Origin of the sequence: Thermomonas beijingensis (genome assembly GCF_020034655.1) — a bacterium.
GTDB classification, from domain to species: domain Bacteria; phylum Pseudomonadota; class Gammaproteobacteria; order Xanthomonadales; family Xanthomonadaceae; genus Thermomonas; species Thermomonas beijingensis.
On sequence record NZ_JAIQDJ010000003.1, the window covers coordinates 37649 to 50534 of the forward strand.

Annotated in this window: 14 protein-coding genes; 8 read left to right on the forward strand and 6 right to left on the reverse strand. The window is 60.0% G+C overall.

All coding sequences use genetic code 11. From position 1 onward, the window contains the following. Positions 1-44: 44 nt before the first annotated feature. Positions 45-593 (reverse strand): gamma carbonic anhydrase family protein, encoded by a 549-nt coding sequence (locus K7B09_RS08195; RefSeq protein ID WP_223628875.1) that lies wholly within the window; start codon positions 591-593, stop codon positions 45-47. 39 nt (positions 594-632) lie between these two features. On the opposite strand from K7B09_RS08195, the gene K7B09_RS08200 reads away from it, so the two are divergent. Further along, positions 633-2045 (forward strand): coniferyl aldehyde dehydrogenase, encoded by a 1413-nt coding sequence (locus K7B09_RS08200; RefSeq protein ID WP_223628879.1) that lies wholly within the window; start codon positions 633-635, stop codon positions 2043-2045. Between the two features lie 6 nt (positions 2046-2051). Here K7B09_RS08200 and K7B09_RS08205 read toward each other — a convergent pair whose 3' ends face one another. Next, on the reverse strand, positions 2052-2528 hold the full coding sequence (locus K7B09_RS08205; RefSeq protein ID WP_223628882.1) for an Lrp/AsnC family transcriptional regulator: 477 nt from the start codon (positions 2526-2528) through the stop codon (positions 2052-2054). Between the two features lie 128 nt (positions 2529-2656). Here K7B09_RS08205 and phhA point away from each other — a divergent pair, with 128 nt between their 5' ends. Then, positions 2657-3505, forward strand: coding sequence for a phenylalanine 4-monooxygenase (phhA, locus tag K7B09_RS08210; RefSeq protein WP_223628886.1), 849 nt, complete (start codon positions 2657-2659; stop codon positions 3503-3505). A gap of 38 nt (positions 3506-3543) precedes the next feature. On the opposite strand, the gene K7B09_RS08215 is transcribed toward phhA, so the two are convergent. Further along, a complete protein-coding gene (locus K7B09_RS08215; RefSeq protein ID WP_223628889.1) occupies positions 3544-4332 on the reverse strand; it encodes a hypothetical protein in 789 nt (262 codons plus the stop codon). 361 nt (positions 4333-4693) lie between these two features. On the opposite strand from K7B09_RS08215, the gene K7B09_RS08220 reads away from it, so the two are divergent. The 6 genes from K7B09_RS08220 to K7B09_RS08245 all read left to right on the forward strand — a co-directional run bounded on the left by K7B09_RS08220 (position 4694) and on the right by K7B09_RS08245 (position 11069). Beyond that, the gene (locus K7B09_RS08220) at positions 4694-5746 is read left to right on the forward strand and encodes a class 1 fructose-bisphosphatase (RefSeq protein WP_223628892.1); all 1053 of its coding nucleotides are present in this window, start codon (positions 4694-4696) and stop codon (positions 5744-5746) included. A gap of 80 nt (positions 5747-5826) precedes the next feature. Continuing rightward, positions 5827-7641, forward strand: a complete 1815-nt coding sequence (locus tag K7B09_RS08225; RefSeq protein WP_223628897.1) for an SLC13 family permease — start codon at positions 5827-5829, stop codon at positions 7639-7641. Positions 7642-7680: 39 nt separating this feature from the next. Further along, entirely contained in the window at positions 7681-8544 is an 864-nt protein-coding gene (locus K7B09_RS08230; protein ID WP_223628902.1) for a pirin family protein, read from the forward strand. A gap of 4 nt (positions 8545-8548) precedes the next feature. Beyond that, entirely contained in the window at positions 8549-9988 is a 1440-nt protein-coding gene (gene cls / locus K7B09_RS08235) for a cardiolipin synthase (protein ID WP_223628904.1), read from the forward strand. A gap of 50 nt (positions 9989-10038) precedes the next feature. After that, positions 10039-10293, forward strand: coding sequence for a hypothetical protein (locus K7B09_RS08240; RefSeq protein WP_223628907.1), 255 nt, complete (start codon positions 10039-10041; stop codon positions 10291-10293). Continuing rightward, the gene (locus K7B09_RS08245; RefSeq protein WP_223628909.1) at positions 10290-11069 is read left to right on the forward strand and encodes a pyridoxine 5'-phosphate synthase; all 780 of its coding nucleotides are present in this window, start codon (positions 10290-10292) and stop codon (positions 11067-11069) included. The genes K7B09_RS08240 and K7B09_RS08245 overlap by 4 nt, the downstream gene beginning before the upstream one ends. Positions 11070-11231: 162 nt before the next feature. Here K7B09_RS08245 and K7B09_RS08250 read toward each other — a convergent pair whose 3' ends face one another. The 3 genes from K7B09_RS08250 to K7B09_RS08260 are packed head-to-tail and all read right to left on the reverse strand — an operon-like array spanning position 11232 to position 12880. After that, a complete protein-coding gene (locus K7B09_RS08250) occupies positions 11232-11645 on the reverse strand; it encodes an ExbD/TolR family protein (RefSeq protein ID WP_223628912.1) in 414 nt (137 codons plus the stop codon). 12 nt (positions 11646-11657) lie between these two features. Further along, the gene (locus K7B09_RS08255; protein ID WP_223628914.1) at positions 11658-12086 is read right to left on the reverse strand and encodes an ExbD/TolR family protein; all 429 of its coding nucleotides are present in this window, start codon (positions 12084-12086) and stop codon (positions 11658-11660) included. A 35-nt stretch (positions 12087-12121) separates the two neighbouring features. Continuing rightward, positions 12122-12880, reverse strand: coding sequence for a MotA/TolQ/ExbB proton channel family protein (locus K7B09_RS08260; RefSeq protein WP_223628916.1), 759 nt, complete (start codon positions 12878-12880; stop codon positions 12122-12124). Positions 12881-12886 lie beyond the last annotated feature (6 nt).

Below are 12886 nucleotides of genomic sequence, written 5' to 3' on the forward strand. Positions count from 1 at the left end.
CATGCTCCCCTGCTGGCAACTTTAGCCGGAGTCCTTCTTTACCGTCACCCTTCGCAGGGCGCGGCCACCAGATAGTCGTCCTTCAAACGCACATAGTGACCGGCGCTGTAATACAAGGCTTCGATTTCGGCATCGCTGAGCAGCCTCACTTTTTTGGCGGGGTTGCCCAACCAAAGTTCCCCCTCAGCGACCACCTTGCCTGGTGCGATGAGTGCACCCGCGCCAACGAATCCGTGCTTTTTCACCACCGCGCCATCCAGCACGATGGCACCCATGCCAATCAAAACGGCATCTTCAATCGTGCAGGCGTGGATGATGGCCTTGTGGCCGATGGTGACATCGCTGCCAATCCGGGTGGCAAAGCCGCCGCGCTTGGCGTGTGGGCCATCGTGACTGACGTGTATCACCGTGCCATCCTGGATATTGGTGCGGTCACCAATACGGATGAAATTGACATCGCCACGCACCACCGTGAACGGCCAGACGGAAACATCGTCCCCCAGCACCACGTCACCGATCACGGTACTCATCGGATCCACGAAAACACGCTGGCCAAGCGTGGGGGCAATGGTGCGATACGGTCGAATGTTCATGCGCTGGATTCTAGCCCGCGCACGACTACACTGCCGCGTATGGAAAACTTCATTGACACCCAGCCCAGCGAACTTGCACCCACCTTGCAGCGTCTGCGCAGCAACTGGCAGGCCAGCAAGCCCGACTACGCCCAGCGCATGGACGATCTTGGGCGACTGCGGCATGCGCTGAGGCTGCGAATGGATGAAATGGCCGAGGCGGTTGGCAAGGATTTCAGCCATCGCGCCAAAGCCGAAACCCGCATTGCCGATGGCATGACCGTACTCAACGACATCGACCACCTGCGCAAACATCTGCGCAAATGGATGCGACCCACCCGCGTGGGCGTGGGTTGGCGGTTCCTGCCCGCGCGGGCGCAGGTGCGACCGATGCCGTTGGGCGTGGTGGGGGTGATTGCGCCGTGGAACTACCCGGTCAACCTGGCGCTGATCCCGTTGGCCACTGCACTGGCCGCTGGCAATCATGTGTATTTGAAACCGTCCGAGCATACCCCGCACACCGCGCGATTTTTGCGCAGCCTGCTGGCCGAAGCCATTGCCCCGGGTCGGGTGGCGGTGGCCACCGGCGGTGCCGACATCGGTGCCGCCTTTGCCGGCCTGCCGTTTGACCATCTGGTGTTCACCGGCTCCACTGCGGTGGGGCGCAAGGTGATGGCCGCCGCTGCTGCCCATCTCACCCCCCTGACGCTGGAGCTGGGCGGCAAATCGCCGGCGTTGATTGCCGAGGACTACCCGATTGAACACGCCGCAGCCCGTATTGCCACCGGCAAATGGTTCAATTGCGGGCAAACCTGCATCGCCCCCGATTACGTGCTGGTGCCCAAAGGCAAGCGCGACGCCTTGGTCAAGGCACTGCGCGATGAGGCGGTTACACGCTACGGCGAAAACCTGACCAACCTGGACGACTACACCCGCATCATCAATGCTGGCCAATACAACCGTCTGAAAGGCTATTTGGACGATGCCAAGTCCCGCGGTATCGAACGCGTCACCTTGGCCGGCCACGCCGATCCGGCCCAGCGCCTGCTGCCACCCACGCTACTGTTGGATCCGAGTGATGACGCGCTGATCATGCAGGAAGAAATTTTTGGCCCACTGTTGCCGATCAAGAGCTATCGCAGTCTTGATGAAGCGATTGCCTACATCAATGCCCACGACCGGCCCTTGGCGCTGTATCCGTTCAGCCACAACCGGGCCACTGTGGAAAAAATCCTGCACGGCACCTTGGCCGGTGGGGTTTCAGTGAATGACACCCTGTTCCATTTCGCCATCGGCAATCTGCCGTTTGGCGGAGTCGGGCCCAGCGGCATGGGGGCCTACCATGGCCGCGCCGGGTTTGATGCGATGAGCAAACAACTGCCGGTATTCTGGCAGGCCCGTCGCAGTGGTGGCGACCTGCTCAAACCGCCCTACAGCAAAGCCAAGTGGCTGATTGATTTGATTGTGCGCTAAGCAGGTCTATCCCGCTGGCATCGATAAGCCCTGTGCACGCTTGACCGTGCGCAGCACGAAACTGGAATTGACATCAGCCACCTCGGCCTGCGCCAGCAGTTTGTCCAGCAGGAAGCGGGAAAAATGCTCCAGCCCGCCCACCACCACGTGCAGCAGGTAATCCATGTCGCCGGTCAGGGCATGGCAGGCCACCACTTCTGGCCAGGCGTTGACCTGGCGCGCAAACGTGTCGATGCGTGCGGCGTCGTGACTTTTCAGTTGCACCCGCACGAAGGCCTGCAAGCCCAGCCCCAAGCGCTCCGGGTCCACTTCGGCACGATAACCAGTGATCACGCCTTCCCGCTCCAGCCGCTGCACCCGGCGCAGGCAGGCCGAGGGCGAGAGATGCACGCGTTCGGCCAATTCCGCATGGGTCTGGCGGGCGGCACGTTGCAGTTCGGCCAGCAACAGCAAATCGATGCGATCCAGTTCCGTTACGCTCATTTTCATCACAAATTATTGAATTGCTGCAGATATCATGCATCTCTTTGCTATTTTCACGCAACAACGCTGCCACTATGCGCGTTGCCGCGCCTATGCTGAAGGCTGCCTCTGCCACTCCGGAACCGCCCATGCTTGAGCAACCGCGCCGCCTTGAAAGCGTGCAGACAGAACGCGGCTCGATCCCGGTGTACGCCACCGGCACCGTGGAGCAGCCGTGGGCGCAGTACACCGCCACCGACCACACGGTGTGGCAGCAGTTGTACGCCCGCCAGCAAGCATTGTTGGTGGGCCGCGCCTGCGATGCGTTTTTGGCGGCGCAAGAAAAACTGCGCATGCCGGCCGATCACATCCCGCACTTTTCCGACCTCAACCAGATCCTGACTGCCGCCACCGGCTGGCAGATCGTGGCGGTGGAAGGCCTGCTACCGGAGTTGGATTTCTTCACCCATCTGGCCAACCGCCGCTTCCCGGTGAGCTGGTGGATTCGCCGCCCGGATCAGATCGACTATCTGGAAGAGCCCGACCTGTTCCATGACCTGTTCGGGCATGTGCCATTGCTGATGGAACCGCTGTTTGCCGACTACCTGCAAGCCTACGGGCAGGGCGGCATCAAGGCGCATGGGCTGGGCCCCGATGCGCTGATGCAACTGGCGCGGCTGTATTGGTACACGGTGGAATTTGGCCTGATCCGGCAAGCCGATGGCCTGCGCATCTACGGTGCCGGCATCGTCAGCTCCAAGGGCGAATCCATCTACAGTCTGGAAAGCGCCGCCCCCAACCGCCTGGGCTTTGACCTAGAGCGCGTGATGCGCACTCGCTACCGCATCGACAGCTTCCAGCAGACCTATTTCGTGATCGACAGCTTCGAACAGCTGATCAGCACCACGCTGGCCGACTTCGCCCCACTGTATGCCCGGCTGGCCGGGCAAGACCCCATCCCCGCCGATGCGGTTTTGGACGGGGATGCGGTGTTGTAACTGCGGAACCGCTGCAAACCGCGCTGTTGCGGCGGCATTTAAAATTCAGTTGCTGATGCACTGAGTTTCCTTGCCACATCATAAACGCTTGGTGCATATACTCTGCGCCATATGGAATCTGCCGTTGCGCCTGGAGCACAAGTAGATTGCTCGCTACATATCTTCATGGTTAGTAACTGATTGGTGCCGCAGCCACCGAAATTCGTGCATGATTTCATTTGAACACTAAGGAGCTGCACTTGCGCGAGTTCTTCAGAGGACAGTTGCCAGCCATTCTTCCTCGCAAATTCAGTCGTTGACGGCGCTATTATTCCTGCTTGATTCAGGGCTTCGGCAGCCACTAGCGTCTCCATCTGTGAATTTCTCGCCATTAACATGGCATCTAACTGTTTCGTAATTACGGTAACCTTATTTGGATCTTGATGACTTTTGTTAATCCCATCAAAAAGCTCGCTCGCCATACCATAGGCTTGACTATAGGGATCCCCTGCAGGTAGTGATAGTAGTTTTTGTTGTTCCAAAGCGATCGATCCTTTGTACCCAACGCAAAAAGATGCTTTGAATGAAAGAATTGTATTCTGTGAAGCCGATCTCTGTGTAATAACATCCCGCCCGACTGATGGCTCGCAGGCGGATGCAATTTGAATTCTGGTAAATATTTCAGTTCCTGACGATGCGTTTTTTTGAATAGATTTAATTAATTCTTTAGCTGAAGAAGCATCCAGTAATTTTATTTCCGGTCTTAAAGTAGTGGCTGCCAACTCGCCTTCCGAGGAAGTAGCCGAAGCGGAATTTTCGATGACAGTTGCATGCGCTTTATCGAGCACGTTGACATCATGGCTCTTCCTTGCATAGACGACCACTATTACTATGGCGACTAAGATTGACGCAAAGTACTTCAATCGACCCCGCATGACGCATCCCTTAAATCTACAAAGCATTGCACATCTAGAAATATTTAATTTTAACGGCAATATGTTATTTCAAAGTTCTTTTCTGGAACGACCCTCGCTCATCAACCGCCAGTCACCGCCCGTGCGGTGTGCAGGATAGTCCTATCTCCTGCTCGGGAAGTTGGTCCGCAAGCCTCAATCAAACGCTACTTCACTTCGCCCTCACTCCGTAAACAACCGCGACGGATTCGCGCCTTCCGCACCCACATCGGCGACAATACCCACACCCTCGCCCATGTCTGACCTGCCGATGACGTCTTCCAATATTTCCCTCACCCAATTTTTGATCGAAGAACAACGCGCCGGGCGCGTCAACCCGCAGCTGCGCTTGCTGATTGAGGTGGTGTCGCGTGCTTGCAAGCGCATTTCAATTGCGGTGGGCAAGGGCGCGCTGGGGGGGGTGCTGGGGGATGCCGGTGAAGGCGGGCAGGCCAACATCAATGTGCAGGGCGAGGCGCAGAAAAAGCTCGACGTGCTCAGCAATGAAATCCTGCTGGAAGCCAATGCCTGGGGCGGCCACTTGGCCGGCCTTGCCTCCGAGGAAATGGACACCTCGCAGCCGATCCCGGACAAATATCCGCGCGGCAATTATTTATTGCTGTTCGACCCCTTGGATGGCAGCTCCAATATCGACGTCAACGTGTCGGTGGGCACCATTTTCTCGGTGCTGCGCTGCCCCGAGGGGGTGACCTCACCCACCGACGCCGATTTCCTGCAGCCCGGCACTGCGCAGGTCGCCGCCGGCTACTGCGTCTATGGCCCGCAAACCACACTGGTGCTCACCGTTGGCCACGGCACCCATGCCTTCACTTTGGATCGCGAAGCGGGCAGTTTTGTGCTGACCACGCGCGGAATGACAATTCCGCAGGAAACCAGGGAATTTGCCGTCAACATGTCGAATCAGCGCTTCTGGGAAGCACCGATGCAGGCCTATATCGGCGATTTGCTGAAGGGCAGCGAAGGCCCGCGTGGCAAGGACTTCAACATGCGCTGGATCGCCTCGATGGTGGCCGATGTGCACCGCATCCTGACCCGCGGCGGCCTCTTCAGCTATCCGCTGGACAGCAAATGCGCGGCCAAGGGCGGCAAACTGCGCTTGATGTACGAGGCCAACCCGATGAGCTTCTTGGTCGAACAAGCCGGCGGTGCCGCCAGTACCGGGCGCATGCGCATGCTGGAGGTGACCCCCTCCGGCCTGCATATGCGAGTGCCGGTGTTCATGGGCTCGAAAGCCGAAGTGGACGCGGCAGTGGGCTACCACCAAGCGCATGACGCACAGGCGCACTAAACCTGCGCCAGCCTATCTCGTCATCACGCCATTCGGTCAAGTGATGCGGCATTTGCCCGCAACTTGGGCAGAATGTACCCATGCATCTTGATCCGCACTTGTGGCCCCAACTTGCCTTCGGTCTGATTCTGGCTGGTGGGCTGTATCTGTTCATCAGCGAGAAGCTGCGCGTCGATGTCACCGCGATGCTGATCCTGCTGGCCTTGGTGGTGACGGGGGTGCTCGATAGCCGGCAAGCCCTATCCGGGTTCTCCAGCGAGCCGGCGATCATCGTGGCGGCGGTGTTTGTGATCTCCGGTGCGCTGGGCGCGACCGGCATCAGCGAACGCTTGGGCAGCTGGATGGAACGCGCTTCCGGCAATGCCGAATGGCGCACGATTGCAGTGGTGATGCCACTAGTAGCGCTGTTGGCATCATTTACCCATCATGTGATGGTCACCGCGATGATGTTGCCGCTGCTGCTGCGACACGCACGCAACCGGCAATTGCCGGCCTCACGCTTATTGATGCCGATGTCGCTGGCCGCTTCACTGGGTACCACCTTGACCTTGTTCAGTGCGCCCGCGTTTCTGCTGGCCAATGACATGCTGCAGCGTGCCGGTGCCGAAGGCCTGGGGATTTTTTCAATCACTCCGATTGGCCTGGCATTAGTGTTGGTGGGCACCGCCTATATGCTGTTGACCCGGTGGCTGCTGCCCAAGCGCAGTGGCGAGCAAAATGATGACGACTACCTGCGGCTGGATCGCTACCGCACCGAGCTGGTGATCGTGAAGGAAGGCCATTGGTGTACGCGTCCATTGACCGAGCTGCAAAAAGCATTGGGCGAACGTTTCCGCCAATTAGGTTGGTTGCGTGATGGTCAACGCCGCGATGATCTTGGCAACAACAGTCCATTGTTGGCCGGCGACGTGCTGCTGGTCGAAGCCGCCGCCGACGAATTGATGTCGCTGCACGACGATGCTGGTCTGGATCTCAATGCGATTACCCGTTTCGGCAAGTTGGCCACCGGTGAGGGCAAGGCGCAGCTGGTGCAGGCGGTGGTGGCGCCGGGCTCGGAATTCATCGGACGCAGCATCCGTGAGTTGGACTTTGCACGCCAATTCCACACCGTCATCGCCGGCCTGTGGCGACGCGGCGAAGACATGGCCGACCGCCTGTCCGATGCACGCCTGCGCGAGGGCGATCTATTGGTGCTATGGGGCATGCCATCGCGCTTTGCCGAACTGGCGGCGCACCACGGCTTTTTGATGCTGGTGCCGTTTGCCGGGCAAGCCAAACGCCGCCTGCGCGCACCACTGGCGTTGGGGATCCTCGGCTTGACCGTGCTGGCTGCAGCCACCGAATGGCTGTCGCCACCCTTGGCCTTCCTGTTTGGTGCAGTCGCGATGGTAGCCACCCGCTGTATTGATGTGGAACAAGCCTATCGCAGCATTGATTTACGCATTTACGTGATGATCGCCGGCGTGATTCCGCTCGGGATCGCAATGGAAAACACCGGTACCGCCGCCCTGCTGGCACAAGGCTTGTCGCATTGGATCGCGCACTGGCCACCACTGGCAATCCTGCTGGTGATGTTCTCGATCGCGGCGCTGCTCACGCAGGTGATGAGCGATGCCGCCACCACCGCCTTGCTGGGGCCCATTTCCATCGCCACCGCGCAAGTGCTGGGGCTGCCGCCAGCACCGTTCGTGATGTGTACCGCCTTGGGTGCGGTGGTGGCGTTCCTGACCCCCATCGGCCATCACGGCAATTTGTTGATCCTGCGTCCCGGCCAGTACAGCTTTGCTGACTTCCTGCGCGTGGGTCTGCCACTGACCGTGCTGATTGGTCTGGTCAGCGCGTGGATGGCGCGCTGGTTGTGGATGGGTGGGCCGCTATTGCCGCATATTGGCTAAACCTGCACGCTGCATGCTCTTGCTATCGAGGATTGCGCGATGACCCTGTTGATTGCGCCACGCACCCACGACTTGGGTGGTTTGCAAGTCCGTCGCGTGGTGCCCACCTTGCAAGCCCGCAGCGTCGGCCCATTCGTGTTTGTCGATCACATGGGTCCGGTGCTGTTTGAACCCGGTCGCGGCATTGATGTGCGCCCGCACCCGCATATCGGCCTGGCGACTGTCACTTATTTGTGGGCTGGCGCGCTGCGCCATCGCGACACCCTTGGCAGCGTGCAGGACATCCTGCCCGGGGACGTGAACTGGATGACCGCGGGGCGCGGCATCGCCCATTCCGAACGTACCCCGCCGGAGCCACGCGCAGCCGGCCACGCGATTCACGGGATGCAGACGTGGGTAGCGCTGCCAAGGCCGGACGAAGAAATCGCACCGTCGTTCCACCATCATGCCGCCTCCAGCCTGCCGATGCGCGAGCACGCCGGGGCATCGCTGCGGGTGATCGCCGGGCGCGGCTTCGGTCTGGAATCACCGGTGCAGGTGTTCACCGACACCTTCAACGTTGCCGTCGATCTGGTGCCGAACGCCGAGCTGTCCATCGCAGCGGAAGCGGTGGAACGCGCACTGTATGTACTCGAAGGGCAGGCCCAGTTGGATGGTGCCGATATTCCGGAAAAACATCTGGTCGTACTCGACCACGGCACGCGTCACGTCCTGCGCGCCAGGACACCAGTGAAAGCAATGTTGTTTGGCGGTGAGCCGCTGGATGCGCCTCGCCACATGTGGTGGAACTTTGTGTCATCGTCGAAGCAACGCATCGAACAAGCCAAGCGGGATTGGGACAGCGGCGCGTTCGGCCTGATTCCCGGCGACGATGTCGAGCGCATCCCGCTGCCGGAGCACTAGCGCAATGGAGTATTGGTTGCAGCTTTGGTATGGACTTGAACATCTGCCACATCTTCGCGCCTGGCTGACCGCCGGCTGGGTGGTGTATTTGCTGGGTCTGGGTGGCTGGATCGTGCTGCAAAAGCGCGAACCGGCAGCCACCTTGAGTTGGTTGATCAGTTTGGCGGCATTGCCGTACATCGGGTTTTTGATTTATTACGTGCTTGGGCCACAACGCATCGTGCGCCACCGGGCACGCCGTCAGCGTCACTACGCGCGCCTGCCGCGAGAGGACACCGGTTCGGGCGATGAAAGCGCGGAACTGCGCACACTGGCACTGACCACAACGGGGCTGCCTCCGAGTACCGCGTGCGAGGTACGCCTGCTGGTGGATGGCGGGCATAAATATCCGGCTTTGCTGGCGGCCATTGCGCAAGCGCGCGAGCATATCCATCTGGAGTACTACATCTACAACCCGGACCGCACGGGTGGCGCACTGCTGGAGGCACTGGTGGAGCGCGCCCGCGCTGGTGTCAAAGTGCGCCTGCTGGTGGATGCGATGGGTTCGAAATTGGCCAACCGTCGCTACTTTGCCCCCTTGCTCGAGGCCGGCGGCGAACTGGCATGGTTTCACCCCACCCGCCTGTGGCTGCCGTGGCGGCGGCCGTGGCTGAACCTGCGCACCCATCGCAAGCTGGTGGTGATCGACGGCAAGATCGGCTTTCTGGGCGGCATCAACATTACCGACGAAGAAGACGAGCGCCTGCGCGAAGACGCCTACCGCGACTTGCATTTGCAGATCAAGGGCGACGTGGTACACGCCTTGCAGGATGTCTTTGTCGAGGACTGGGCTTACGCCACCGAGCGCTCCGACTTCATTGGCGACGTGGTGCGCACCATGCCTCCCAAGCAACCCGGCCCAATCCGTGCACAACTGCTGATTTCCGGCCCGGATTCGCGGTGGGAAGCGATCCACCGCATGCACGTCAGCGCGATTTACACGGCCTCGCGGCGGGTCTGGCTGTCCACTCCATATTTTGTGCCCGGCGAAGCCGCCATGATGGCGCTGACCTCGGCGGCATTGGGTGGGCTGGATGTGCGCCTGCTGGTGCCCAAAATGAGTGATAGCCGGCTAGTGACCTGGTGCGTGCGGTCGTTTTATGACGACCTCCTGGCGGCGGGTGTCAAGGTGTACGAATACGGCCCGCGCATGCTGCATAGCAAGGCACTGCTGGTGGACGACGCGCTGGCTATCATCGGTAGCGCCAATTTCGACAACCGCAGCTTCCGGCTCAACTTCGAATCCTCGCTACTGCTGGAAGATGCCGGCATGGCCGCGGAACTGGCGCAGTTGATCGAGCGCGAATTCGCCTCGGCGCCACGCGTTCGTGCAGATCGCCCCCGTCCCCTGCTCAGCGCGCGCCTCCCAGAAGCATTGGCGCGCTTGCTGGCCCCCCTGCTGTAAGCCCGCCGACTGGCGTTACACTGCGCGCGTCCTGTCATGGAGTTGCGTGCATGCATTGGTTGTTTCTGCTGCTGGCCCTGGCGGCCATGGCGTTTGGATTTTTGACTACCTCGATGGCGGTACTGGTGAGCTGCCTGCTGGCGGCACTGGTGCTGTTCGTGTTGTGGATCCTGGGCATGTACCAAGCACGGGTGGCCGGCAGTGGCCGTGACGTGAGCCTGATGATCGACCCCAGCGAAATGCGCAGATTGCGCGATCAGGTACACGCACGCAAGGCCGAAAACCAAGACCTGCCTCCGCAATGACCGCACTCAGCGTCAACCTCAACAAAATCGCCGTATTGCGCAATTCCCGTGGCGGCACTGAACCGGATTTGTTGCGTGCGGCCAGCACCTGTTTGGACGCCGGTGCGCACGGGCTGACTGTGCACCCTCGCCCGGATGCCCGCCATATTCGAGCCGCCGATGTGCTGCTGTTAGGCGACCTGTGCACCCAACGTGGTGTCGAATTCAATATCGAAGGCAACCCATTTGCACCCGCACGCACCGGGTATCCTGGTCTGTTGGCGCTGTGTGAAGCGACCCGTCCGGCGCAGGTCACCCTAGTGCCAGATGGCGACGGCCAGCTGACCTCGGATCATGGCTTTGATTTCGTCCGTGACGGCGCTGCGCTGCAGCCACTGATCGCCGCATTCAAATTACTTGGCTGCCGTGTGTCCGTGTTTGTGGATGTGGGCGACCCCCACGTGGAACAAGCCGCTGCTCTCGGTGCTGACCGGATCGAGCTGTACACCGGCCCGTATGCCGAGGCCTTTGCAACAGGCCACATCCAGCCTGCCTTGGCTGCCGCCGTGGCCACCGCCCAGCGCGCACAAGCAGCAGGTTTAGGCGTGAACGCAGGACACGATCTCAATCAGGACAATTTGCCTGTGCTTTTGCAGGCTATCGCCAATGTGCAGGAAGTCTCGATCGGCCACGCGTTGATCGGCGATGCCCTGTATGCAGGCTTGCAAGCCACCGTGCGCGCCTATCGGTGCATCGTCGATCGCGCCGCGCTGTTGTACGGAGCTGGCCCAGCTTGATGTCCGCACATCTTGTCGAGCGGCGCTTGCTCCGCTTGATGCTGTTGATAGCCGCGCAAGCTCGCCCCCGCAGTCCGCCATGAATCAAAAAAAACGCCGCCCGATTGGGCGGCGTTTCGTCATCCACGACGTGCTCCGCAATCCGGAGCCTGTAGCAGTGTTTCAGTTTTGCACAAACCCGATCTTGGCCATCTCTGCATTCTTGGCCGAAGCCAACACCTTGGCCAGGACACCGTACTCGGCCTGGTCATTGGTTTCGATCTGCAGTTCCGGCTGGTTGCTGGGGTCACGCGCAACTTCTTCGAGCATGCGCTTTTGCAAACCATTCACATCCGCCGGTGAATCATTCCAGAACACTGCGCCCGAAGCGTCGATTCGCAAGCGAATCGGCTCCGGTGGTTCCTTCGGATTTTCCGGTGGCTTATCGGTCTTTTGTGGCAGATCCACATCCACCGGAATCGACTGGATCGGCATGGTCACCATGAAGATGATCAGCAATACCAGCATCACGTCCACCAGTGGCGTGACATTGATATCAGCCATCGCACCTTGGCTAGACTTGGACGAAAAGGCCATCTAACGTTCTCCTCAGCCTTTCTTCGGCGGCGTGGTGATGAAGCCGACCTTGGCCATACCTTGAGCCTGCGCGATCTTCACGACATCGCTGACCAGATGGTAGGCCGTGGTCTTGTCACCGCGGATCTGCAATGGCGGCTGCGGCACTTTTTGTGCTTCAACCGAGAGGCGACTTTCGATCGCCTGCTTGGTCGTCGGCTCGTCATTCAGGAACAGCTCACCCGTTTCTGTCACCGAGATGGTAATCGGCGGGATCTGCTGCTTTTTCTCTTCCTTCTTGACCAGCGTCGCTTCCGGCAGTGCGACCTTGACCTTATGGTTCATCAATGGTGTGGTGATCATGAAAATGATCAGCAGCACCAACATCACGTCCACCAAGGGCGTGACGTTGATTTCCGCCATCGGGGCGCCGTCTTCCTTATTACCAACACTCGCACCCATGGTCAGGGGCCTCCGTCAGGATCCGTACGCTTCGATCAACGCTTGCCGGCCACTTCGCCGACGCGTGCGCCGGTGGCGAAGAAGTCGTGCAGGTCGTGCGCGAAGGTATCGAACTGGTTGTTGGTGATGCGATTGAAGCGCACGAAGGCGTTGTACGCCAACAGCGCCGGGATCGCGGCAAACAGACCGATGGCGGTCATGATCAGCGCTTCACCCACTGGACCGGCCACTGCCGAGATCGAGGCGTCACCCGACGAACCGATCTTGATCAATGCGTGGTAGATACCCCACACGGTACCCAGCAGACCGACGAACGGTGCAGCCGAACCCACGGTAGCCAGCACGGTCAAACCGTCTTCCAGACCCAGCGATTCGCGGGTCACGGCCTGGCGCAGGGCGCGATCGACGAACTCGGAGCGGTTCAGCGACTCGGCCAGACGCGAGCCATCGTGACGCTGATGGTGGGCGGCAGCTTGGGCCGCATCCAGCGCGATCTTGGAGAACGGCTCGGATTTCGGCTGTTCTTCCATGAAGCGAATCGCATCCTGCGCGTTCGAGGTTTCCCAGAACGTGCTGACCACGCGATCTGCGCGGCCACGCAAACGCATGTTCTTGATGAAGTTGATGATGATCCAGTACCAGGACATCACCGACATGACGGACAGGGTGATAAACACAACCCAGCCCACCGCGTCGAAGCCCTGGATCAGATGGTCGAAGCCCATCTGCTGCAGCGCGGCGGCGTTGTTGCCTCCGGCAGCGGCAGGTGCGGCGGCAGCAGTTTCTTGCAACATACGCTT